Source organism: Bradyrhizobium sp. JYMT SZCCT0428, assembly GCF_018131075.1.
Taxonomy (GTDB): Bacteria; Pseudomonadota; Alphaproteobacteria; order Rhizobiales; family Xanthobacteraceae; genus Bradyrhizobium.
Window position 1 is genome coordinate 69,101 of record NZ_JAFCLS010000035.1, and the last position, 21,319, is coordinate 90,419.

23 protein-coding genes are annotated in these 21,319 nt (G+C 62.3%); 9 read left to right on the plus strand and 14 right to left on the minus strand.

Annotation, left to right across the window (positions count from 1 at the left end; genetic code table 11):
- Positions 1-27: 27 nt before the first annotated feature.
- Positions 28-552 carry a hypothetical protein gene (locus JQ575_RS30160; RefSeq protein WP_212036825.1) on the plus strand — a complete coding sequence of 175 codons (525 nt, stop codon included), beginning with the start codon at positions 28-30 and terminating at the stop codon, positions 550-552.
- Between the two features lie 87 nt (positions 553-639).
- Here the strand turns inward: JQ575_RS30160 and JQ575_RS46205 are convergent, their stop codons facing one another.
- Complete coding sequence (locus JQ575_RS46205; RefSeq protein ID WP_212036826.1) at positions 640-1,032, minus strand: hypothetical protein; 393 nt, start codon at positions 1,030-1,032, stop codon at positions 640-642.
- Between the two features lie 264 nt (positions 1,033-1,296).
- Between JQ575_RS46205 and JQ575_RS30170 the strand changes: the two genes are divergently transcribed.
- Positions 1,297-2,343 (plus strand): hypothetical protein, encoded by a 1,047-nt coding sequence (locus JQ575_RS30170; protein WP_212036827.1) that lies wholly within the window; start codon positions 1,297-1,299, stop codon positions 2,341-2,343.
- A 52-nt stretch (positions 2,344-2,395) separates the two neighbouring features.
- Here the strand turns inward: JQ575_RS30170 and gmk are convergent, their stop codons facing one another.
- The 7 genes from gmk to fabD all read right to left on the minus strand — a co-directional run bounded on the left by gmk (position 2,396) and on the right by fabD (position 9,061).
- A complete protein-coding gene (gene gmk, locus JQ575_RS30175; RefSeq protein WP_212036828.1) occupies positions 2,396-3,049 on the minus strand; it encodes a guanylate kinase in 654 nt (217 codons plus the stop codon).
- A gap of 3 nt (positions 3,050-3,052) precedes the next feature.
- The gene (locus tag JQ575_RS30180; protein ID WP_212036829.1) at positions 3,053-3,940 is read right to left on the minus strand and encodes a YicC/YloC family endoribonuclease; all 888 of its coding nucleotides are present in this window, start codon (positions 3,938-3,940) and stop codon (positions 3,053-3,055) included.
- An 85-nt stretch (positions 3,941-4,025) separates the two neighbouring features.
- Complete coding sequence (gene mltG, locus JQ575_RS30185) at positions 4,026-5,312, minus strand: endolytic transglycosylase MltG (protein WP_212036830.1); 1,287 nt, start codon at positions 5,310-5,312, stop codon at positions 4,026-4,028.
- A 126-nt stretch (positions 5,313-5,438) separates the two neighbouring features.
- Positions 5,439-6,704: a beta-ketoacyl-ACP synthase II gene (gene fabF, locus JQ575_RS30190; protein ID WP_212036831.1), complete on the minus strand. Its 1,266-nt coding sequence runs from the start codon at positions 6,702-6,704 to the stop codon at positions 5,439-5,441.
- Positions 6,705-6,801: 97 nt separating this feature from the next.
- Positions 6,802-7,041 carry an acyl carrier protein gene (locus tag JQ575_RS30195; RefSeq protein WP_006020277.1) on the minus strand — a complete coding sequence of 80 codons (240 nt, stop codon included), beginning with the start codon at positions 7,039-7,041 and terminating at the stop codon, positions 6,802-6,804.
- 305 nt (positions 7,042-7,346) lie between these two features.
- The gene (fabG, locus tag JQ575_RS30200) at positions 7,347-8,084 is read right to left on the minus strand and encodes a 3-oxoacyl-[acyl-carrier-protein] reductase (protein WP_212036832.1); all 738 of its coding nucleotides are present in this window, start codon (positions 8,082-8,084) and stop codon (positions 7,347-7,349) included.
- Positions 8,085-8,107: 23 nt separating this feature from the next.
- The gene (fabD, locus tag JQ575_RS30205; RefSeq protein WP_212036833.1) at positions 8,108-9,061 is read right to left on the minus strand and encodes an ACP S-malonyltransferase; all 954 of its coding nucleotides are present in this window, start codon (positions 9,059-9,061) and stop codon (positions 8,108-8,110) included.
- Positions 9,062-9,380: 319 nt separating this feature from the next.
- Between fabD and JQ575_RS30210 the strand changes: the two genes are divergently transcribed.
- Positions 9,381-10,619, plus strand: coding sequence for an MFS transporter (locus tag JQ575_RS30210; protein WP_312016049.1), 1,239 nt, complete (start codon positions 9,381-9,383; stop codon positions 10,617-10,619).
- On the opposite strand, the gene JQ575_RS30215 is transcribed toward JQ575_RS30210, so the two are convergent.
- On the minus strand, positions 10,616-11,641 hold the full coding sequence (locus tag JQ575_RS30215; protein WP_212036834.1) for a fatty acid desaturase family protein: 1,026 nt from the start codon (positions 11,639-11,641) through the stop codon (positions 10,616-10,618). The two genes, JQ575_RS30210 and JQ575_RS30215, sit on opposite strands and share 4 nt — an antisense overlap.
- The gene (locus JQ575_RS30220; RefSeq protein WP_212036835.1) at positions 11,638-12,366 is read right to left on the minus strand and encodes a TetR/AcrR family transcriptional regulator C-terminal domain-containing protein; all 729 of its coding nucleotides are present in this window, start codon (positions 12,364-12,366) and stop codon (positions 11,638-11,640) included. Before JQ575_RS30220 ends, JQ575_RS30215 begins: the two co-directional genes overlap by 4 nt.
- A 328-nt stretch (positions 12,367-12,694) precedes the next feature.
- Between JQ575_RS30220 and rpsF the strand changes: the two genes are divergently transcribed.
- From rpsF to rplI, 4 genes are all read left to right on the plus strand, one after another.
- Positions 12,695-13,165, plus strand: coding sequence for a 30S ribosomal protein S6 (gene rpsF / locus JQ575_RS30225; protein ID WP_211994594.1), 471 nt, complete (start codon positions 12,695-12,697; stop codon positions 13,163-13,165).
- A gap of 5 nt (positions 13,166-13,170) precedes the next feature.
- The gene (gene rpsR, locus JQ575_RS30230) at positions 13,171-13,410 is read left to right on the plus strand and encodes a 30S ribosomal protein S18 (RefSeq protein WP_002711478.1); all 240 of its coding nucleotides are present in this window, start codon (positions 13,171-13,173) and stop codon (positions 13,408-13,410) included.
- A gap of 123 nt (positions 13,411-13,533) precedes the next feature.
- A complete protein-coding gene (locus tag JQ575_RS30235) occupies positions 13,534-14,505 on the plus strand; it encodes a hypothetical protein (RefSeq protein WP_212036836.1) in 972 nt (323 codons plus the stop codon).
- A gap of 55 nt (positions 14,506-14,560) precedes the next feature.
- Positions 14,561-15,160 (plus strand): 50S ribosomal protein L9, encoded by a 600-nt coding sequence (rplI, locus tag JQ575_RS30240; RefSeq protein ID WP_212036837.1) that lies wholly within the window; start codon positions 14,561-14,563, stop codon positions 15,158-15,160.
- 175 nt (positions 15,161-15,335) lie between these two features.
- Here the strand turns inward: rplI and JQ575_RS30245 are convergent, their stop codons facing one another.
- The 4 genes from JQ575_RS30245 to JQ575_RS30260 form a co-directional block, all read right to left on the minus strand.
- Positions 15,336-16,493, minus strand: a complete 1,158-nt coding sequence (locus JQ575_RS30245; RefSeq protein ID WP_212036838.1) for a tyrosine-type recombinase/integrase — start codon at positions 16,491-16,493, stop codon at positions 15,336-15,338.
- A 280-nt stretch (positions 16,494-16,773) separates the two neighbouring features.
- Positions 16,774-17,280: a hypothetical protein gene (locus JQ575_RS30250; protein ID WP_212036839.1), complete on the minus strand. Its 507-nt coding sequence runs from the start codon at positions 17,278-17,280 to the stop codon at positions 16,774-16,776.
- A 215-nt stretch (positions 17,281-17,495) separates the two neighbouring features.
- On the minus strand, positions 17,496-18,185 hold the full coding sequence (locus tag JQ575_RS30255) for a hypothetical protein (RefSeq protein WP_212036840.1): 690 nt from the start codon (positions 18,183-18,185) through the stop codon (positions 17,496-17,498).
- A 12-nt stretch (positions 18,186-18,197) separates the two neighbouring features.
- Positions 18,198-18,503, minus strand: coding sequence for a hypothetical protein (locus JQ575_RS30260; protein WP_212036841.1), 306 nt, complete (start codon positions 18,501-18,503; stop codon positions 18,198-18,200).
- A 432-nt stretch (positions 18,504-18,935) separates the two neighbouring features.
- Between JQ575_RS30260 and JQ575_RS30265 the strand changes: the two genes are divergently transcribed.
- Entirely contained in the window at positions 18,936-19,313 is a 378-nt protein-coding gene (locus tag JQ575_RS30265; RefSeq protein ID WP_212036842.1) for a hypothetical protein, read from the plus strand.
- Positions 19,310-19,645: a hypothetical protein gene (locus JQ575_RS30270; RefSeq protein WP_212036843.1), complete on the plus strand. Its 336-nt coding sequence runs from the start codon at positions 19,310-19,312 to the stop codon at positions 19,643-19,645. Before JQ575_RS30265 ends, JQ575_RS30270 begins: the two co-directional genes overlap by 4 nt.
- Positions 19,646-21,319 lie beyond the last annotated feature (1,674 nt).

Below are 21,319 nucleotides of genomic sequence, written 5' to 3' on the forward strand. Positions count from 1 at the left end.
CATTCGAGACATTGAAAGCACCGGTTTATGCAAAACGCTGTTCAACGTTCGATCAAGGTTGGCCTGCTCTGCCTTTTGATGTCGGTTGGGTTTGGAACGACCAGCTTCGCGCAATCCGGCAGCGCCGGCGGCAGCATCGGCAATGACGAGAAATCGCTGTCGGGATCGCGCACGACGCCGCGCGCGGTTGAGACCGAGAAGCCCGCACAACGCAGCAAGCCAAGGCCCGAGCCCGACGAACCGCGTCGCGCTTCGCGGAAGAGCGGCGGTGGAGGTGGCGGTGGCGGTGGTGGCGGCGGCAATTTCGACGGCACATGGGTTGCCCAATCCCAGGGCTGCGGCAACAGCACCGAGCGCTTCGTGATCAGCGGCGGCAGGATCTCGGGCGAATTGAGTTCCGGTCAAGTCAGTGCAAGCGGCTCTACGACGTCAGGCGGATCCGTCTCGGGTTTGAGTTGGAGCAGCTCCGGCCGTTTCTCGGGCCGCAGCGGCTCCGGAACGTTCAGGCGATCGGACGGCTGCTCCGGAACGTGGACAGCGTCGAAACAGTAACATCGCACTTGGCTCCCACTCGTCTCAGATGAAGCCGATTCTACATTCGAGAAATTGAAGGCACCTGTTTATGCAAAACGCCGCTGGTCAACGCTCGGTCAGGATTGCTCTGTTCGCCCTGTTGACGTCAGCCGCATTCGGAGTAAGTGCCAGCTTGGCGCAATCCGGCAGCGCCGGCGGCAGTATCGGCAATGACGAGAAATCACTGTCCGGATCTCGCGCCACGCCGCGCGCGATTGAGACGGAGAAGCCCGCACGGCGCAGCAAGCCCGAAGCCGAGAGCCCACGCCGCGCCTCGCGCAGTGGTGGCGGTGGCGGCGGCAGTTTCGACGGCGCGTGGATGGTTACATCCGTCGGCTGCGGCGGCACCACGACGGGCGCGGTGGTCGTGACCAGCGGCAGGATCATCGCCCAGGGCGTCAGTGGCACCGTCAGCGGCAACGGTTCCGCCCGCACGGTCGGCAATTTCAACGGCGTCACGGTCACCAGTTCCGGCCGTCTCTCCGGGCGAAGCGGCTCCGGAACGTTCCGGCAATCGACCGGTTGCGGTGGAACGTGGACAGCCAGCAAACAGTAGCTTTCGTGCCTGTTTTCTGGGCTCTCGTTCGCCTCGAATATGGGGCCGGCGAGCCCCAATTATGCCCTACCCGCTCCGAAATTGCGGCCCATTACGACCCAAGTCTTTAACGAAAACTTGAATCGTAAGCGTCGCGTAAGCGTTGCGTATCACCATCGGGGATGGCCATGTCACACCGTTCAGCAAAATTCATCTCGGCGATCTTCGCCGGCATTTTGGCGGGAACCAGTTTCGCCGCCGTTGCGCAGGATGCCGCCAAGCAAGATGCCGCCAAGGAGAACAGCGCGAAAACGGCGGACACCTGCCTGAAGGGTCCAAAAGGGCCTTTGCCGGCAGGTGGTCATTGGTATTACCGCGTCGATCACGCCACCAAACGCAATTGCTGGTACATCGGCGAAGCGAAGAACAAGACCGCGCGCGCCGCGCCGAAGGAATCTTCATCCACGCCTGCAGCATCGGATTCCGCATCGGCGGAGGCGGCCAATGCCGTTTCGCCGCAGCAGAGCATCAATAGTCGCAAATCGATCGCCAACGCGCGCGCCGAACTGACCACGCCGCAGGCGCGCGTCGAGGATTTGATCGAGCCGCAGAGCACGGATGCGGTGCCCGTTTCCAGAATCGCAAATAGCCAAATTGCGGCCGCACCGGACTCGCAACCGCCATCATCCGTCGCATCGCGCTGGCCGGAACCTTCGGGCGTCAGCCCATCGAGCGGTCCGCGCCTTGCCGCAGCCGAGCCATCGCAGATCCCGCAGACCCAAAGCCTCCAGACCCAGAACCTTCAAACCCCAAGCCTTCAAACCCAGAACCTTCAAACCCAGACCCTACAAGCCAATCCCACAGCGGCACCGCCGCCCGCCATCCCCCCGGTTGCGCTCGCTGCCGCGGACGCATCGCAGGACAGACGGTCGGCATCGATGCAGATGCTGCTGCTGGTAATGGCTGGTGCCCTGGCGCTGGCAGGAATTACCGCAAGTCTGGTTTACCGGTTCGGCCGCGCACAGGCGATCCCGCTGGAAGCGCGCGGTGATCGCCGTGCGATCTGGGACTCGATCCCGACCGAACGGACGTCGCCATCGATGTTCCCGGAAGAGACGCCGATCTGGCGCAGCAATACTCCCCGCGACGTTCCCCGCGATCCGCGCGCGGCCGACGATCCCGAGCGGCGGGTGACGGAGATGCTGGCGCGATTGGCGCGTAGTGCGCATACGTAAGGCCGGCTCAGCGTAACTTAGGCACGGACCGGGCCTGCGACCGCAGTCGGAATTATTTTTCGAGCTGGCGCTGCAGGCTGCGGACGAATTCGGTCAGTCCGGTACGGCGCTCGCGCTTGAGCCGTTCGGCCTTGAGGATCGACTGCACCTCGGCGAAGGCATGGTCGACTTCCTGGTTGATGACGATGTAGTCGTATTCCGCCCAATGGCTCAGTTCGTGGGTGGCGCGGTCCATCCTTCCGCGAATGACCTCGTCTGAATCCTGGGCGCGGGTGTGCAGGCGCTTTTCGAGGTCGGCAGCCGACGGCGGCAGAATGAACACGCTGACCACGTCGGCGCGGGCTTTCTCGCGCAATTGTTGCGTGCCCTGCCAGTCGATATCAAACAGCACGTCCTGCCCGGCCGACAATGCGGCCTCGACCGGCGCGCGCGGCGTTCCATAGCGATTGTCGAACACGGTGGCCCATTCGAGCAATTCGCCCTTTTTGGCCATTGCTTCGAATTTCGGTTTGTCGACGAAGAAATAGTCGCGGCCGTCGACCTCTCCCGGCCGCATCGGCCGCGTGGTCGCCGACACCGACATCTTTAGACCAGGCATCTTGTCGATCAGCTTCCGCGACAGCGTGGTCTTGCCCGCGCCGGATGGGGAGGACAGCACGAACATCAGTCCGCGCCGCTCAACCCCGTCGAAACCACCAGCCGTCATCGCTCACTCCAGATTCTGGACCTGCTCGCGGAACTGCTCCACCACGTTTTTCATCTCGAGTCCGGTATTGGTCAACTCCAGATCGTTCGATTTCGAGCAGCAGGTGTTGACCTCGCGGTTGAACTCCTGGGCGAGAAAATCCAGCCGGCGCCCCACCGGGCCGCCCTTGCCAATCATCTCGCGGGCCTGAGCAACGTGGGAGGCGATGCGGTCGAGCTCCTCGCGGATGTCGGCCCTGGCCGCGATCATGATCGCTTCCTGATTGAGCCGGTCAGGATCGAAACGATCGGACGTTTCCAGCAGCGCTGCGACCTGTTCGGCCAGACGCGCCCTGATCGCCTCGGGCTTGCGGCCGGGCGCGGCCTCGGCCTTCTTGGCGAGCTTCTCGATCTCGTCCATACGCTGGTTGAGAATCTGCCCGAGCGCGACGCCCTCGCGGCGCCGCATTTCGACCAGATTGGCCAGCGCCTGCTCGAAGGTGGCAGCCGCGGCGTCTTTGGCCGCCTTGTCTTCGGCCTCATCGCTTTCGGGTTCGACCACCTCGATGACGCCCTTGATGCCGAGCAAACCGTCGATGCTGGGCGCCACCGCGTCGATCTTGCCGGCGAGCACACCCGCCACCTTTACGATCGAGTTGAGCACGTCCTCATTGATGCGGATGGTCGAGACCGCGTTGGCCCGCTTGACGTTGAGATTGGCGTAGACCGTGCCCCGCGACAGCACCTCGCCGGCGCGCTTCTTGGCGAAAGCCTCGAGTTCGTCCCATCCGGGCGGCAGCCGCAACCGCAGGTCAAAGCCCTTGGCATTGACCGATTTCAGTTCCCACTCGAACGTGTACGGACCGCTGGCGCCGTTGCTCCGGGCAAAACCGGTCATGCTCGATAGCGCCATCGCGTAAAACTTTCCGAAAACAGGGAGATGCGAGACTCGGGGTGCGGCGCGAGCTTAAAACGAATTCACGCCTGATGGAATTGACTTAGCGCTGAACCACCGGCGCCGTGGTGGTCGTTTGCGCCGCGCCCTGGCGGGCGCCGGGGGCGGCCGCAGGCGCCGCCGGACGTGCGGGCTGCCTCTTCGTTCCCGTCGGCTTCGGCGTCGTCGCCGTCGGGTTGGTGTCGGCCGCCGGCGCGCCTGCCGCTGCAGGAGCTGCGGCTTCCTCGGCCGGTTCGACCGTGTCGTTCTGGATCTGCTTTTCCAGCACCCGCAGCTTGGCGACGTTCTTTTGGTGCTGGTCGTAGGTTTCGGTAAAGGTATGTCCGCCGCTGCCGTCTGCGACGAAGAACAGGTCGCGAGTCCGCGCCGGGTTGGCGACCGCCTCGAGCGAGGCGCGGCCGGGATTGGCGATCGGGCCCGGCGGCAAGCCCTCGATCACGTAAGTGTTGTAGGGCGACGGCTGGGTGATCTCGGAGCGCTTGATCGGCCGGCCCAGCGTACCCTTGCCGCCCACCAGCCCGTAGATGATGGTCGGATCTGACTGCAGCTTCATCTTCTGGCGCAGCCGGTTGGTGAAGACAGCGGCGACCCGGCTGCGCTCGTCGGCCCGGCCGGTTTCCTTCTCGACGATCGAGGCAAGCGTAATCAACGCCTCCGGCGACCTGACCGGAATGTCCGGATTGCGGCGTTCCCAGATTTCCGCAAGCACCCGCTTCTGGGTCTGCTGCATGCGCTGGACCACCTGCTCGCGGCTGGTACCGCGCGGGAATTTATAGGTTTCCGGCAGCAGCGTGCCCTCGCGCGGCATTTCCTTCAGCGAGCCCGAGAACAGGTCATTGTCGGTGAGGCGCGCCACGATCTGTTCGGAGGTCAGGCCTTCGGGAATGGTGACGCCGTGCTGCACCACCTTGCCTTCGACGATGGTGGCGATGACATCGCGCAGGCTGGCGCGCTTCTGGAACGCGTATTCGCCGGGCTTGAGGTCAGAACTCGCCTTCAGCGCAAACACGCTGCCGATGAACAGCCACGGATTGACGTTGATCACGCCCTCGCGCTGCAGCGCGTCCGCGATGTCCCTTTTGCCGGCGCGTGCCGGAATATTGACGATCTTGTCTTCCTGCAGCGGACCCGGCGTCTCCAGAAGCTGGCGGCCGTAATAATACGCAGTCCCCGCGCCGATCATCAAAATGATCAGAATGGTGATGATGGCGTTGCCGATCACGACAAACGGATTGCGGGCGCGCTCGGACCGCTTTGGCGGCGGCGGCACCTGCTCGGGCTCCAGCGCAGCGCGCGGGCTCCGGGGGGAAATGGGCGGCCTTTCACTCATCGATGCAACCTGAATCCTGCCGGTTCAATCGTGGCCTGACAAACCCCTGCCCGGCCAATAGCATACGCCCACGTCTAGGAGTCATCGCCGAATACGGCAAAACGGTGGAGTCGCTCTAAACACTTGCTAACTAACTACGCGCCGAACGATGACGGAGGCGTTGGTACCTCCGAAACCGAAAGAATTCGACAACGCGACGTTGATCTCGCGTTGGCGCGCCGTTTGAGGCACGAGATCGATCGCCGTCTCCACCGACGGATTTTCCAGATTGATGGTGGGCGGGGCGATGTTGTCGCGAATCGCAAGGATGCTGAAAATCGCCTCGATCGCGCCGGCCGCGCCGAGCAGATGCCCGGTCGACGACTTGGTCGACGACATCGACACCTTGGACGTTGCATTGCCGAGCAACCGCTCTACCGCGCCGAGCTCGATCTCGTCGCCGATCTGCGTCGAGGTGCCGTGCGCGTTGATGTAGTCGATATCAGAAGCGCTGATTCCAGCGCGCTTCAACGCCGCGCTCATGCTGCGGAAGGCACCATCGCCGTCCGGCGCCGGCGAGGTGATGTGATAGGCATCGCCGGACAGGCCGTAGCCGATCACCTCGGCGTAGATTTTCGCGCCGCGCTTTTTGGCGTGTTCATATTCCTCGAGCACCACGATGCCGGCGCCCTCGCCCATCACGAAGCCGTCGCGATCTTTGTCGTAGGGACGCGAAGCCCGTTCCGGCGTGTCGTTGAAGGCGGTCGAGAGGGCGCGCGCCGCGCAGAAGCCCGCCATCGCCAGCCGGCAGATCGGCGATTCGGTTCCGCCCGCCACCATCACCTCGGCATCGCCGAGCGCGATCAGGCGGCTGGCATCGCCGATCGCGTGCGCGCCGGTCGAACACGCGGTGACGACGGAATGGTTGGGTCCCTTGAGGCCATGCTCGATCGAGACGTAGCCGGAAGCGAGATTGATCAGCCGCCCTGGAATGAAGAACGGCGAGACCTTGCGCGGGCCGCGCTCCTTGAGCAGCAGCGCGGTATCGGCGATGCCGGACAGGCCGCCGATCCCGGACCCGATTAAAGTGCCGGTCGCGCATTTGTCTTCTTCGCTCTCGGGATGCCAATCGGCGTCGTCGAGCGCCTGGCGCGCGGCGGCCATCGCAAAGATGATGAAATCATCGACCTTGCGCTGGTCCTTTGGCTCCATCCACTGGTCAGGATTGAAGCTGCCGCCGCTGCCGTCGCCGCGTGGAATCACGCAGGCGATCTGGCTGGAGAGATCGGCAACTTCGAAGGTCTCGATTCGCCTGGCGCCGCTCCGGCCGGCGAGGATACGCGTCCACGTTGCGTCAACGCCGCAGCCGAGTGGCGTAACCATGCCCAGCCCCGTGACGACAACCCGCCTCATATCAAAAACTCCGGCCCGAAACTGGCGGTCCATAACAAGAAACCGGGGGACCGTTCGACAACGGCCCGTCCGGCTCTATGCGCACCGCGCGGGGGCGTCAGCTTTTCGCGTTCTTTTCGAGAAATTTTGTCGCGTCGCCGACGGTCAGAATCGTTTCCGCGGCGTCATCAGGAATCTCGCAACCGAACTCTTCTTCAAATGCCATCACAAGCTCGACGGTGTCGAGGCTGTCAGCGCCAAGGTCATCGATGAAACTTGCCGCATCGACCACCTTCTCGGGTTCAACACCGAGGTGCTCGACCACAATCTTCTTAACCCGCTCGCCAATCTCACTCATCGTTCAACCTCGTGCTTGTTCCATTGGACCCGACCCCAAGATACCGCAAGACGATACGAGCCATCGTGGTCGTTAAACTTCCTTCGCAATCGCGCATAGTCTTGATTCGGCACGGTGGTAGCCGACAAAGGCCCGGCGAACGGCAGGCGTCGCCACGCCAATATACAGGGTTTCAAAATCCTGCAATGGCCTTGTTTGCCCATCCGTCGGTGGTTCGGTTATCATACTTCCCTACCGTTGACTACAAGCCCTCGGCCGGCCGCCCGAAACGGCCCATCGCCGCATTGATCGGGCCGCTAACCGGCTCAAATCATGGCCATTCCGCCGTTGACGTGGATGGTTTGCCCGGTGACGTAAGCCGCCTCGTTCGAACTGAGATAAACCGCCGCCGCGGCGATCTCCTCGGGCGTTCCCAGCCGTGCTGCAGGAACCTTCGACAGGATGGTCTCGCGCTGCTTGTCGTTGAGCGCATCCGTCATCGGCGTCTTGATGAATCCGGGCGCGATGCAATTGGCGGTCACGTTGCGCTTGGCGTATTCGGCGCCCAGCGTCTTGATCAGGCCGATGATTCCCGCCTTCGACGCGGTGTAATTGGCCTGTCCGGGATTGCCGGTCACACCGACGATCGAGGTGATGGCAATGATGCGGCCGAAGCGCTTGCGCATCATCAATTTGGTCGCCGCGCGCGCCAGACGGAAGGTCGCGGTCAGGTTGACGTTGATGACGTCGTCCCAATCCTCGTCGCGCAATTGCACGAACAAATTGTCGCGGGTGATGCCGGCATTGGCGATCAGAATATCGACCTGCCCCATCGCCGCTTCCGCCGCGGGCACCAGGGCCTCGACTTCCGCGCTGTCGGAAAGATTGCACGGCAGCACATGAACGCGCTCGCCGAGCTTGGCCGCGAAAGCATCCAGCACTTCGCGGCGCGTGCCCGAAATTGCCACCGTCGCGCCCTGCGCATGCAGCGCCTGCGCGATGGCGTTGCCAATGCCGCCGGTCGCGCCGGTCACCAGCGCCGTCCTGCCCGTCAAATCAAACATCGAAATCTCCTTGTTCGGCACGCTTACTTCGAAGCCGCCAATGCGTCCTTGGCGGCGGCAATGTCGCCGGGTCCACCGACGGAAACGCCGACCGCACCATCGGCGATGCGCTTGACCAGCCCGCTCAGCACCTTGCCGGCGCCGATCTCGAAAAAGCGCGTCACGCCTTGGGACGCCATATAGGCGACCGACTCGCGCCACCGCACGGTGCCGGTGACCTGCTCGATCAGACGGCGCCTGATCTGATCGGGATCGGTGATCGGCGCGGCCAGCACATTCGACACCAGCGGCGAAGCCGGCGCCTTGATCGTCACATCGGCCAGCGCCTTCGCCATGACGTCGGCCGCGGGCTGCATCAGCTTGCAATGGAACGGCGCGGACACCGGCAGCAGCATCGCACGCTTGGCGCCCTTGGTCTTTGCAATTTCAAGCGCGCGTTCGACCGCGGCCTTGTCGCCGGAGACCACCACCTGCCCGCCGCCATTGTCGTTGGCGGCCTGACAGACCTGATCTTGCGCAGCTTCAGCCGCGACAGCCACCGCCGCCTCGTAGTCCAGACCAAGCAGCGCGGCCATGGCGCCGACGCCGACCGGCACGGCCTTTTGCATCGCAAGGCCGCGGGTGCGGAGCAGACGCGCGGTATCGCTGAGGCTGAGGCTGCCGGCCGCGGCCAGCGCCGAATATTCGCCGAGCGAGTGACCGGCCACGAAGGCGGCGTCCCGCCCGACCGAGAAGCCGGCCTCGGTCTCCAGCACGCGCAAGGTCGCGATCGACACGGCCATCAGCGCCGGCTGGGCATTTTCTGTGAGTTGGAGGGTTTCGGCAGGCCCCTCCCAGATGATCGCGGTCAGCTTTTCGCCGAGCGCCGCATCGACCTCGTCGAATACCGCCCGCGCGGCCGGAAAGGCCTCCGCCAGGGCCTTGCCCATGCCCACGGCCTGCGACCCCTGGCCCGGAAAGGTGAATGCTGCGGTCATTTTGACTGAAAACTCCTTCAAGCGCAGCCGTAAGACACCGGCTTTCGCCGCCCTGTCAAGCCGGACGGAGCGTGCATCGCACAAGGAATCGCGGTGCAAAATGGGTTACGGAACCTCGCCGCGGGGCTTGCCGGGATCATCGCAGATATCGATCAAGCCAGCTATTTCGGCACCGAAGCCGCTCCTGCTGTCTTGAGCACCCCGCAACAAGCGTGTAACGGCGCGAGCGGAAACGGATGCCGCGCCAGCCCCGCAATTGCCAAGCCCGGTCAAGTCTTACCCAGGTGATCTCTTGAGTCCTGAACCCTCTGCGAAACCCGTGGCGTCCAGCTCGTTCGCGGCCATGAAGTCGCGGCCCTATCGGGCCCAGTTCATCGCTTACGTGCTGGCCATGATGGCCGACAATGTCGAGCACGTGATCAGTTACTGGGTGGTGTTCCAGAAATTCCATTCACCGGCGCTGGCGGGCTTTGCGGTGCTGTCGCACTGGCTGCCCTTTCTGTTGTTTTCCGTCGCCGTCGGTGGTCTCGCTGACCGGTTCGATCCACGCCGCATCATTCAGTGCGGCATGCTGCTCTTCATCGTGGCGTCGGCGGGATGGGGAATTTTCTTCATCACCGACACGCTTCAGATGTGGCACGCGATGCTGCTTCTGGTCATCCACGGCTGCGCCGGCGTGCTGTGGCAGACGCCGAACCAGCTGCTGCTTTACGACATCGTCGGCCCCGCCGATCTGCCGAGCGCGGTACGGCTGAACGCGATGGCGCGCTATCTGGGTATCCTGGTCGGTCCGGCCGCGGGCGGCGTGATCATGCTGGCACTCGGCCCCTCCCACGGCATCATTCTCAACACGCTGTTCTATCTCCCGATGCTGCTCTGGCTGTTCTGGGCGCCGATCAGCGCCCAGGGCGCAGTGGCAAAGCGCCTCGCCGTCCGCGGCCTTGCCGACATCGTGCAGACCATCCGCGTCATCGGCACCTACCCTGTCCTGATCTCGATGACGCTGCTCGCCGGGCTGACCTCCTTCATGATCGGCAACGCCTATCACGCCCAGATGCCGGGCTTTGCCATCGATCTCGGCCACGGCGACCCCGGCGTGGCCTACAGCGTGCTGCTGGCCGCCGACGCCGCCGGCGCGCTGCTTGCGGGCATCGCACTGGAAGCGTGGGGACGGCTCAGAGCAACGCCCCAGACGGCCATCGTTCTTGCAATTCTATGGGCGCTGTCGCTGCTCGCGTTCGCATCGGTCGGGATCTACACGCTTGCGATCGCGTTGCTGTTCGCCGCGGGATTCTTCGAGCTGTCGTTCAACACGATGGCGCAGACCATGGTCCAGCTGAATGCCCCGGCCGACATTCGCGGCCGCGTCGTCGGCCTGTTCAACATGGCCGGGCTCGGCATGCGCGCCTTCAGCGGTATCACCGTGGGCCTGTTCGGCGCGGCGATCGGCATTCACTGGTCGCTCGCGCTCTCGGCCGCGCTGTTGTTGGCGTTTCTGTTCGTGCTGCTTCGCCGCGCCAGTGTGCAAGCCGGCCGAACACGCGCCAGCGGCGGCTAGAAACCGCCGGCCTTCTGATCGCCGCCGACCTCGGCCCCGGCTCGCGCACGCCGCGCGCTGCTCACGAGCTGGCCGGGGCGATCCTGCTGGTTCGGCTTCGCGGTCGCAAGGCGCAGCACCGCAGCATAGTTTGGCTGCACCTCCATGCGGTCGGCATGCCGGCTTTGGCTGAGAATGCGATGGACGCGCGGCAGGTTGTAGCAGGGCACGTAAAACAGCAGATGATGCTCGAGGTGATAGTTCACGTAATAGGGCGCGATGAACAACCGCTCGAGGAAGCCGGCATGCGTGGTGCGGGTGTTGCGCAAGGGATCGCTGCTGTCGGGCACCACGGCGTGCTCGGCGATGTTGCGGATGCGGGTGATCACCATCTGCCAGGTCAACAGCGGCAGCAGCCATAATAGCGGATAGGCCCACCACACGCCGGCGGCGGCAAGGCTTGCGAACATCGCCGCGTTGACCGCAAATTGCGGACCGAGCTTTTCCCAGAAATGTGGCGCGCGCTGCGCCAGCGGCCATTCGCGAGGTCCCAGCGCGTTGAGCAATTGCGCCTTGCGCTGCTGATAGCCGGTCTGCCCGGTGATATCGCGCAGGAATTTGCGGCGATAGCTCATCTTTGTAATCGGAAACGGCGCCGACAGGATGAGATCGGGATCATCGTCCTGCTGGGTGCGCGCATGATGCTGCAGATGATAGCGGCGATAGGCGCGGGTCTCGGCAAACACCGGATAGGCGCAGAACCACTGGCTCAGGGTCAGATTGGTTTTCTCGTCGGGCGAAAGGCAGCCATGGGCGCCGTCATGCATCAGGATCGCGAGCCCGAGCTGGCGCGAGCCGATGATGCCGACCGCCAGCAGAAAGGTCAGCGGATTGGGCCACCAGGCCACCAGCGCGATCGAGCCTATGATCAGTGCCCAGGCATGTGCGATCAGCGCGACACCCTTCCAGGTCGAGCGCTGGCGCACGGCGATTAATTCATCCTCGCTCAGGAAATCGCGGGCACGCATGCGAAGCGCGGTCATGACGAGGTCTCCCCTTCGGGTGAATCCAAAGCTGATGCGGGATTGCCGACGAGGCGCAGGCGGGTGCTGTCGCCGGTCGATGTCGTCGCCTGCTCGCCGAGCGAGCGCAGCAACTCACCGCACATCTGCTCGGCCGCGCGGCCCATGGCATAGCCCTCCACGATCACGCCGATCGCAACGGCCCAGAACCTGCGTGAGCTTTCTTCCGGCGCGCGCAGCGAGCGCCAGCCGTGCCGCTCGACCTGGCTGGCATAGGCGCGCGCGCCTTCGCTGTGCAGCCGCTCGATGGTGCGCTCGACCAGCGGTGCGAGATCCTGGCGGCGGCGTGTCAGCGTCAACGCTTCGGCGAAGAAGGCCACCGAGTCCGTTGCCGTCACTGTCTCGGCCAGCGCGTGGGTGTAGTCGCGCGGCGTATGCGCCTGCAGTGCCGCCTGCTCGGTCGCGCGTGCCAGATAGAGCATGTCGCGGCAGGCGGATTCGACGAACAGCGCTTCCTTGGTCCGGAAGTAATAGGTGATCTGGCTTGGAAACGCCTCGGCAGCGGCGGCGATATCCGAGATCGAGGTGCCTGAAAGGCCGCGCTCCTTGAACAGGCGGCTGGCGCCGTCCAGCAGGCGGGATCGCATCTGGCGTCCGGCCGAACGCGTGGCGCGGACGGCGTGCTTGGGGTCGCCGGCCAGTGCCTGAGCGGTTTCGACGGAATCGGAAACCATTTTGGGAGCCATTTTGCCCTCTGATCTTTTATTTGTATGACATACAAACAAATATGTCAATTGGCCCCTTGGAGGCGGCGGTCGGCCAGGGCATCAACCGGCCAAATCCCCGGATCAACGCTTGCCAGCGGGCTCAAAATCTCTATAAACCGCGCATCCGTGGATCCCGGCCGGGAGCTGAACGGACGGTCTCAGCAATTTCACCTTTCGGCGATGTTGATGTGGCAGGGCCAGTTGGCCCGTCGTCCCGTGCTTCCGCCTTCTGAGCATTATCGAGTCCTTTCCGAAGGTCTCGAAGGGCTTGCCGCCGGGAACCGCGCCAACACAGGAAAGGACACCCATGCCTCTTTATGAGCATGTTTTTCTCGCGCGTCAGGATGCGAGCACCCAGCAGGTCGAAGAGCTGACCACCCAGATGACGGGCATCGTCGAAGGGCTCGGCGGCAAGATCACCAAGACCGAGAACTGGGGCGTGCGCTCCCTCACCTATCGCATGAACAAGAATCGCAAAGCACATTTCGTGCTGATGAACATTGATGCGCCCTCCGCTGCGGTCACCGAGATCGAGCGCCAGGAGAGAATCAGCGAAGACGTGATCCGCTATCTCACCGTCCGCGTCGAAGAGCACGAGGAAGGTCCGTCGGCCATGATGCGCAAGGCCGATCGCGATCGCGAACGCGACGACCGTGGTGGTGGTGGTTTCCGTGGTGACCGCGAAGGCGGCTTCCGTGGCGACCGTGAAGGCGGTGGCTTCCGTGGCGACCGTGGCCCGCGCCGTCCGCGCGATGAAGACGCAGCGGTTGAGGAGTAAGAATCATGGCTGAAGCTGGTGCACGCCGTCCGTTTTTCCGCCGCCGCAAGACCTGCCCGTTCACGGGTCCGAATGCGCCGAAGATCGACTACAAGGATTCCAAGCTGCTGATGCGTTACGTTTCCGAGCGCGGCAAGATCGTGCCGAGCCGCATCACCGCCGTCTCCGCCAAGAAGCAGCGTGAACTCGCCCGCGCCATCAAGCGCTCGCGGTTCCTCGGCTTGCTGCCCTACGTTATTCGCTAAGGCGATTTCGATCGGCGGCATCCGTGCCGCCGATCGCGACTTTTCATCAGGCTTCCGGGTCGTCCGGTCGCCGATGGTTGGGGTCCAAAGACCTCTAACCGCTCGAAGGGAGCGGGACAGCTGATGATCGTGATCATACTCATAGCGCTTGCGGCCGGCTCTGCGTCGGCGCTGATGTTCGCCTCGATCATCTCGGGCGCGCTGATTTCATTGCTGTTGTTCTATCTGGCCCCGCTGCCGCTGATGGTGGCCGCCCTTGGATGGGGACCGCTTGCGGCGACGATCGGCGGCATCGCCGCGGCTTCAGGCCTCGGGTTGATGTTCGGCCTGCCCTACTGCATCGCCTTTGTCGTCACCGTCGCCCTGCCCGCCTGGTGGCTCGGCCATCTCGCGCTGCTCGGACGGCCGCTGCCCGCCGAGGAAGCAGGCAACGGCGCCCCGCCTGCCGCGCCTGCCATGGAATGGTATCCGGTTGGCCGTATCCTGCTGTGGATTGCAGGCTTTGCGATGCTGACCACGATCACCGCCATGCTGACGCTCGGCAGCGACGCCGAGGCGATTACGACGTCACTGAAACGCGGCCTGATGCGAATTCTGACGCCCCGCAATGCCGCGCCGTCAGGCGATACCGAGCGGTGGGTTAGCGCTCTGGCAATCATCGCGCCGCCGGCAGCCGCGATCGTCGCCATGATGACGCTGACGCTCAATCTCTGGCTCGCCGGCAAGATCACCGCCACCTCCGGCCGCCTGCACCGGCCGTGGCCGGACCTGAAGAGCGCGGAGCTGCCGCCGATGACGCTGGTCGCGTTGTCGCTCGCACTTGCGTTCTGTTTCGTCGGCGGGCTTCCCGCATTGTTCGCGCAGATCACAGCGACGGCACTACTGATGGCTTACGCCATCACCGGCTTTGCCGTGCTGCACACGCTGACACTGGCGCTGAACGGCCGCGCGTTCTGGCTGTCCTGCGCCTACGCCGTTGTCGTGGTGTTCGGCTGGCCGGTTTTGGCGATGGTCGTGCTTGGCCTCGCCGACGCCGTCTTCGGATTTCGCCAACGCTTTATGCGCGGCAGACCGCCGCCGGTGCCTGCAGCGTAACCATTCCACCCATCCACTCGAACCGGATCATCACCACTTCAAAAGGAGAACGAATATGGAAGTCATTTTGCTGGAACGCGTCGCCAAGCTCGGTCAGATGGGCGAAGTCGTCAAAGTCAGGGACGGATTTGCCCGTAACTTTCTGCTCAAGCGCGGCAAGGCGCTGCGCGCCACGTCGGACAATCGCGCCAAGTTCGACGGCATGAAGGCCGAACTCGAGGCCAACAACCTCAAGGCCAAGGGCGAAGCCACCAAGGTCGCCGAGAAGATCAACGACCGTAACGTGGTCGTGCTGCGCCAGGCCTCCGAAACCGGCCAATTGTTCGGTTCGGTCAGCGTGCGCGACATCATCGCTTCCTTCGAGGCCGACGGCGTCACCATCAGCCGCAGCCAGGTCATGCTGGACGCGCCGATCAAGACCATCGGCAAGCACTCGATCGCCATCGCCGTGCACCCCGAAGTCGAAGTCAGCGTCAGCGTCACGGTCGCACGCAGCGCCGATGAAGCCGAGCGCATCAACCGCGGCGAGGACATCTCGAGCCGTCAGGAAGATCAGGACGCCGCCGCCGAGGCGCTGGCCGCCGCCGGTGAGTTCTTCGATCCGGAAGCCCACCACGACGACGAAGCGCCGGCCCCGGCTGCGACCGAGAAGTAACGCGCGGCTCTCCTTATCGCGCGTCTGTTTATGTGAGAACCAGGCCCGGCCGATCAGGCCGGGCTACCCTCTTAAGGGCCTGGAATTCTGCTTCACTATTCAACGGGTTATCTCCTATCAATTTCAAATTCCAACTTGCTAGACCGTAGCGTTCCAACTTTTGCGCTTGTTTTGTTCAGGAACGGATCAACCTGCGCCCCCGCTTTCGCGCTTCGAACACGGCGGCGATCGTGACCGTATTGACGGGGACGTAGGTCGCGAACAGCGTGCTTGAGGTGTTCAACGTGTTCCCCATGGCGTGAGCCACGGCAGCGGGCGTAGCGTCGCCGCTGATAGCCTCCACGGCACCAGAACGCCGGAAGTCGTGGCCTAGCATTCGCCGCTCCAGCGGCCCGAATTCGGCCGCTCTGATGACCCTAAAATCGGCGCCCAGGGTGCCCTTCGAATAGGGGCGACCAGATCGGTTCCGAAATATGTATGCGTCCCTGAGCAACTCGGTGCCGAGCTTCTCCAAATATGCCAGCAACAGACGCATAGAGCGGGCGCTGAGCGCCCCTCCGACCGGGGTGCCAGTCTTGCCCCTCTCTGTGAAGAAGAGCTGAGTATCACCGCTTTTGGCTAGCTGAGACGCGCGCAAGTTACGGACGTCACCCGGGCTCATCTGAGTGTCCCACGCCACGGCAATCGCCGCGGCAAGGCCGTAATAGCCGAGCCGCCAGGCTCGCTTGGCGAGACGGGCAACCTCGCCCTCTGCCCATGTTGCCGAGCGTCCCTTCGGTGCCGAGTTGCGAACAGCTAAGGACGGGTCGCCATCCTTTGAGCAGTAACCCATCGCTGCGGAAACGTTCCAGAGCGCGCGCCAAATCTTCATTGCGCGATGCGCTTCACCCAATGAGACGGTTTCTTCGACCATTTGACGCCAGTCGGATAAGTCGTCGAGGCGCACCGAACGCGGATCGCAATCTCCGAAAATCGGCTTTATGCGCTTCCAACCACGCCACCAATCTTCCCGCGTTCGCGGTTCTTTGCGCGCCCATTCATTGGTGCGGCGGAACTTGCGAAAAGCCTCGCCTAACGACCGCGGCGGATAGATCGTCAACTCTTCCGAGTTTGCGAACGACAAATTCTGGGCTGACGCCATCGCGGGCGATGGCGCCGCCCCTGCGCGAGTCTGATCCCACCGCAGATTCCACTCTTCGGCTAACGCCCATGCGCCTGGGCCATCCGGACCGCACGGGACAGAACAGAAGCCAACTTCCTTCATTTTGGTCGTTGGCTGCCAGAACCCCTTTCCGCGCTTAACAGCGTAGTGTCGAATCTTGACTGCACTCATCGCGACACCTTGCGGACTGCAGCAATGCGGTCTGGGGCTACCGTCGATGCATCGCGCGCGCCGAACTCGCCACGACCGCTAAAGAGGTGTGGATAGCGAAGACGTCGCCATTGATCGATGGCATCGAGATCTAAGTTGCCCGTATCTGGATCCGGCTTAGGAAAGCCCCGAGCGATAAGGTTAGGCAGAGCAGCCGTAAACGCCTCCACAGTCATACCCATGCGTCGTGCCGCTATTGCGGTTGGGACATCGCCGGGCGCGACTTGGAATCGAGCAGCCATCAAGCGGCACTCCATTCGGCAACCGCGGAAAGTTTACCATTCAGCCTTTCGATGAAGGGATTCATGCAGATGACGATAGCCGAGGTTTCGATGTGCACAGCGATATTGGCTGTCATCTGTTTCCCGTCTGTATTCACCATCGTTGCAGCTCCGTCCGAACCTACGAGCAGCCAAGTAATTCCGTGCTTGAAAAGCTCGCCTGGAAGTCGCGTTGTTGCCGGCCGGTCGGTAATCATGCCGCCCGCCACCGTGTAATAGAAGCCGGCGCCCCACGCCGTTTTCGGCGACATTCCAAATTTCATCAACTCGACCATGATCGCGACACGAACGACGGTGGTGTACGTCAATCGGTGAGCATGACCGTTTGGCTTGCGTTCGATTTCGTCATCGGAAAAGTGGACGATGTCGTTTTTCAGCCAGGACCTGAACGTCTCAATCCGAACGCCCAGCACTTCGCAGACAACTGCGAAGGGGAATGACTGCTCGCGCAAAACACCCATCTGCATAGAAAACCCCATGGGAACGACATACCAAGGTCTTATACCACCATGGTCTACGTTCACCAAGGGGAGTTTGGGGGTGTGGATAAAGGGCGCGAGCCCGCCGTCAAACGGCGGGGTGCTTTCTTCAGGCCGATAGGTCCGAGCACTCCCGGACCATGCTCACGATCTGCGCCGCCTTAACCGGCTCTGGCTCAGTCAGGAAGCTCCTCACAAGGCGCTCAGCCGCCCGCAAAACTAGAAGCGCGTCCTCGAGGTCGGTCGGCAACGCCGCTACCATCTGGATGGCGTGCACCCGGTGCTCGTGCTGTTCCTTCATGGTCATAGTCCGCGCCCCCTTCGATAATCCTCACGTTGGAGGGGATGGTGGCGAGATCGATAGGGCGACCGTCCGGCAAGCGCACGTTGGACCGATTGCGCCGATCGCGCGCCCTTGCAGCGGCTAACGCCACGGGGGACGTGCCGTTGTCATCAAAAGCAGCGTCGTACTCTAGGTCGCGCTCGTCACCGGCGACACCGTTGGCCGTGACCCCGCAGAGGGACGGCTCCAGGTCGCGGCCGTCCTCGTCGTCGACGTCGGGCTCGTCGTCGCTGGTGTCGAGCTCGCAATCGGACAACCGGCCGGCGCCGGCGCCGGCCGCCCCCCAGCCCGTCTGATCGTCCACCCGATCAGGCGCACCGAGGCTAGGCTCCTCGTCGCCTACTTCCTCGTCGTCGCTGTCGGCCTCAAGGTCCGGATCCAGGTCGCTGGCGTCTAGGAACGCCAGAAGGAGATCGATTTCGTCGCGGGCCTTCTCCCTGAGCTTGGCGAGGCGTCTGAGAGTCTTTTCTCGTTCGCGCTGTTGTCGGGCAAGCCCGGGCGTAATGGTCGCGCGAGCGGGCCGGGCTGCGCGTTCTGCGGTTGCTTTCATGGTCCTGCCCCCTCAATGCGCCACAGCGTGTTCGGAGAGGCGGATCACTGGCCCACCGAATTCGGACCGATCGTCCGCCACGATGGCCTGAGCCAGTTCGGCCATCAGGTCGGCCGGGATCACCAATTTGACGACGACGGCCCTTATGGCGCCGTCGTCCCTGTGGCCGTGCTGGGTGACTGCAAAGACCAGCCGGCGGCATGGACCCAGCCGTTCAATCCGCACGAGCGAATCGCAGAACGCATCCGGTGTGGCGTAGGGCTCAAAGGTTTCGATGGCTTCCCGCCTGGGCGGAAACGTAGGACTTTCGATTGTCATGATGGTTGCTCACTGGTCTGGGCTTCTTACGGCCCGCGCTCGGTGGCAGACCGAGCAGCCGGGGGGTAAGAACCTGCCAGTGAGACAGGCGCGTCGCTTTTAAGCCTTTCGGCTCTGGACAGAACGGCGCCCCCCGGCCAATAATGGTCGGGCTCGGAGCCGCACCGCCAAGTGCGTCCGCTTGATACGCCGCGACCTTCGACGCCAATCGAAGATATGATCCTTAGATGGATTGCGGGTAGTCACTGGTCCGGGTTCTTACGCCCACGGACATGCTGCACCTGATTTGCTTGAAAATCCACTCACTTTCGGGGGCGCCACTTTGCCAACTCGCCACCTAGCACTTGAGGTGCTAGATTGTTGTTGCTACGCCGCTGTCCGTACACGTTACGCCAGTGGACCCCATCATCCGACTCAGAATAAGACTTGCTCATGCCTGACGAGCCCAGTTCCAGTGCCGATGGCGAACGCCCCACCATCGATATCCATTACCAAAAATCCACCGAGTTTCGTGAAGTCGCTTGCGACGGCGCTCTTGGCGGGCCTACACCCCAAGGTAAGGTTTGGCTGGCATTCTACAACGAACGGTTTCCATTGCCGCGGATCGTCCGCCAGGGATTGAAACTTTCTGAGGGCGAAAGTGGTTTTACTCTGGACAACAGCCATCCGGCAGAAATCATAGAAGCCAAAAGAGGCCTCATCCGAAGCGTTGAATTTGGAATTTACATGAGCGTCGATACCGCCGCCGAATTACATGAATGGCTCGGTAAACTGCTCCAAGAAACTACAGCGTCCCCGGAGGATACATGAATCGACCATTATTGAGGGATCAAGATTTTGATGCATACGCTTCCATTTCTGAAAATGTGAGTGTGCGTAGAAACATCGTAAAGGTTTCGTACAGCCGGTCTATGAATGTCCTCCATGAGCGTCGGCACGAGCCTACACAGAACGACTCGCCCTTTGATGCTAAGCAAAATTTGCGAACGACAAGAGCGGCTGTGTCTGAACGCCAAGTTCATTCGCCCGAGATGATGGCGATGGCCGAAGAAGCATTAGCACGCCAAGGCAAGTTGACGCCGACAGAGCGCAACACGCAAATTGAAATTTTGGCATCGGATTTGTCGAAAATCTTTGACTGAACATGTCATCACCATCCGTTACATGTCCGTCGTGGGAATACGAACATGTGCCGGGCAGTGATCAAGTTGTCCGAGTTCGATCTGTCCAAATCATCCGATCGATCTATGATGCGCCGCCTCCCTCTATGGTGCGTGTGCTTAGAGATACGCGACGCGTCCACGGACTACTATTTGCTACCCTGACACCTGCTGGGTTCGACTACTACGCGGGTAATTATCGTGGATCGAGTTTCACCTGCCTAAAAGATTATGATGTATTTATTCGGAGTGATCCTCGTGTGGGTCATCCGCCCGGTCTCGTTTCTCGCTCGATGTCGGAATTTAGCGTTGAGATTCAGGATACGCTTATCGAGATCGATCGCCTTTACCGAATTTCAGACAGCACAATTCCCCCAGCGGCAAAGCTGATCCGCTGTGTGCAGCTCTTAGCCGCAGCATTCGTTTACTTCCTTGAGATTCACCCATACGCGAACGGGAATGGGCACATGGGGCGCCTCATTCTTATCGCAGGCCTGCGGCGCCAAGGCATTTTCATTACTGGATGGCCGTTGCACCCGCGCCCCGCCGATCCTCCCTACAGTGAGGCTATCAAGCAGTATCGCTCAGGCAACAAAACTCCACTGGAACACTTTATTCTCTCCTGCCTCTAATACCTTGAGCTGCTGGTGAGGATCATAAGCGCGCCAGCCCGGCATCAGCTCGGCACCGCCCTTTTCCAGCCACGACGCACTGTGCCTCCCCGCTGCACGATCCCCAAGGGATTGATAATTCGACTTAAGGCCGCATGCCGCGCCTCAATGGTGCATGCTCGCCCTCACCCGCCGCCCTCACCCCGAACGCTCCGACACATGGCACGTCTACTATGGTGACGTTCAGGTTGGCACGATTGCCATCCAATCGGGCTTGCTGACACACGCCAGGCAATGGCGTTGGGATTGCGGCTTCTATCCGCTGTCACACCGCGAACGATCCCGCTCAGGCTACGCTGCAACCTTTGACGAGGCGCGAGTCGGTTTCGCAACGCGCGCAATCATCTCATAACCCGTTTAGGTGAGGCGTATTTTCCGCGAGTGAGCCGGGCCGCAGGCGTGTCTCGGTACAAATACCAAGTTTTCCCGAATCTCCTTTCCGGCAATGAACGCCGCTGTTAGGTTTTCGGTTGGCGCTCACCAAAACGCCGCCGGGAGCGCTTTGGAATGCCCCCGTCCGAGTCAGCCCCCCGGACGGGGGATTTCGCGTTATCTGAAGGCCCTGGAGTTTCGATTCGGAATTGCTGTCCCTATGCCATTTTCAGTCTCTGCCTACGTTGACGATCATCTCGTTTTTTCATCAATTCTCGCGAACGATAACGACGGCCTATAGTGCGAGTGTACGTACTCGAACTGCGGCGCATTCACGCGCTCTTCGGAGTACCCCGTCAGGGGTGCTGTCCACCCTCAGAATCCGCGTTTAGGAATTCCCGTAGTTCTCGGTATGGGTCAGTCAATCGTGGCGCCGGAAGGGGCCTACAGAAATGGACAGCAGTTTAAAGCCCGAGTTTCAACCAAAGCGGCGAAAGACCGGCACTTGGACTGTTGTCGTGGTGACCGGAAACGGACCCGATTCCCACGTTGGAGACTTCGCGACAAAGAAGGAGGCCGCCGACTGGATCGCGGCCAATTCGGAAGACTGGCC

What these genes read in the sequence shown, in the direction of transcription:
- JQ575_RS30170 (WP_212036827.1), top strand. Translation starts at nt 1,297, where the DNA reads ATGTCACACCGTTCAGCAAAATTCATCTCGGCGATCTTCGCCGGCATT.
- JQ575_RS30160 (WP_212036825.1), top strand. Translation starts at nt 28, where the DNA reads ATGCAAAACGCTGTTCAACGTTCGATCAAGGTTGGCCTGCTCTGCCTT.
- fabF (WP_212036831.1), bottom strand. Translation starts at nt 6,704, where the DNA reads ATGAGGCGGGTTGTCGTCACGGGGCTGGGCATGGTTACGCCACTCGGC.
- JQ575_RS30180 (WP_212036829.1), bottom strand. Translation starts at nt 3,940, where the DNA reads ATGGCGCTATCGAGCATGACCGGTTTTGCCCGGAGCAACGGCGCCAGC.
- gmk (WP_212036828.1), bottom strand. Translation starts at nt 3,049, where the DNA reads ATGACGGCTGGTGGTTTCGACGGGGTTGAGCGGCGCGGACTGATGTTC.
- JQ575_RS30260 (WP_212036841.1), bottom strand. Translation starts at nt 18,503, where the DNA reads ATGACAATCGAAAGTCCTACGTTTCCGCCCAGGCGGGAAGCCATCGAA.
- rplI (WP_212036837.1), top strand. Translation starts at nt 14,561, where the DNA reads ATGGAAGTCATTTTGCTGGAACGCGTCGCCAAGCTCGGTCAGATGGGC.
- JQ575_RS30250 (WP_212036839.1), bottom strand. Translation starts at nt 17,280, where the DNA reads ATGCAGATGGGTGTTTTGCGCGAGCAGTCATTCCCCTTCGCAGTTGTC.
- mltG (WP_212036830.1), bottom strand. Translation starts at nt 5,312, where the DNA reads ATGAGTGAAAGGCCGCCCATTTCCCCCCGGAGCCCGCGCGCTGCGCTG.
- fabG (WP_212036832.1), bottom strand. Translation starts at nt 8,084, where the DNA reads ATGTTTGATTTGACGGGCAGGACGGCGCTGGTGACCGGCGCGACCGGC.
- JQ575_RS30195 (WP_006020277.1), bottom strand. Translation starts at nt 7,041, where the DNA reads ATGAGTGAGATTGGCGAGCGGGTTAAGAAGATTGTGGTCGAGCACCTC.
- rpsF (WP_211994594.1), top strand. Translation starts at nt 12,695, where the DNA reads ATGCCTCTTTATGAGCATGTTTTTCTCGCGCGTCAGGATGCGAGCACC.
- fabD (WP_212036833.1), bottom strand. Translation starts at nt 9,061, where the DNA reads ATGACCGCAGCATTCACCTTTCCGGGCCAGGGGTCGCAGGCCGTGGGC.
- JQ575_RS30265 (WP_212036842.1), top strand. Translation starts at nt 18,936, where the DNA reads ATGCCTGACGAGCCCAGTTCCAGTGCCGATGGCGAACGCCCCACCATC.
- JQ575_RS30235 (WP_212036836.1), top strand. Translation starts at nt 13,534, where the DNA reads ATGATCGTGATCATACTCATAGCGCTTGCGGCCGGCTCTGCGTCGGCG.
- JQ575_RS30255 (WP_212036840.1), bottom strand. Translation starts at nt 18,185, where the DNA reads ATGAAAGCAACCGCAGAACGCGCAGCCCGGCCCGCTCGCGCGACCATT.
- JQ575_RS30270 (WP_212036843.1), top strand. Translation starts at nt 19,310, where the DNA reads ATGAATCGACCATTATTGAGGGATCAAGATTTTGATGCATACGCTTCC.
- rpsR (WP_002711478.1), top strand. Translation starts at nt 13,171, where the DNA reads ATGGCTGAAGCTGGTGCACGCCGTCCGTTTTTCCGCCGCCGCAAGACC.
- JQ575_RS30220 (WP_212036835.1), bottom strand. Translation starts at nt 12,366, where the DNA reads ATGGCTCCCAAAATGGTTTCCGATTCCGTCGAAACCGCTCAGGCACTG.
- JQ575_RS30245 (WP_212036838.1), bottom strand. Translation starts at nt 16,493, where the DNA reads ATGAGTGCAGTCAAGATTCGACACTACGCTGTTAAGCGCGGAAAGGGG.
- JQ575_RS30215 (WP_212036834.1), bottom strand. Translation starts at nt 11,641, where the DNA reads ATGACCGCGCTTCGCATGCGTGCCCGCGATTTCCTGAGCGAGGATGAA.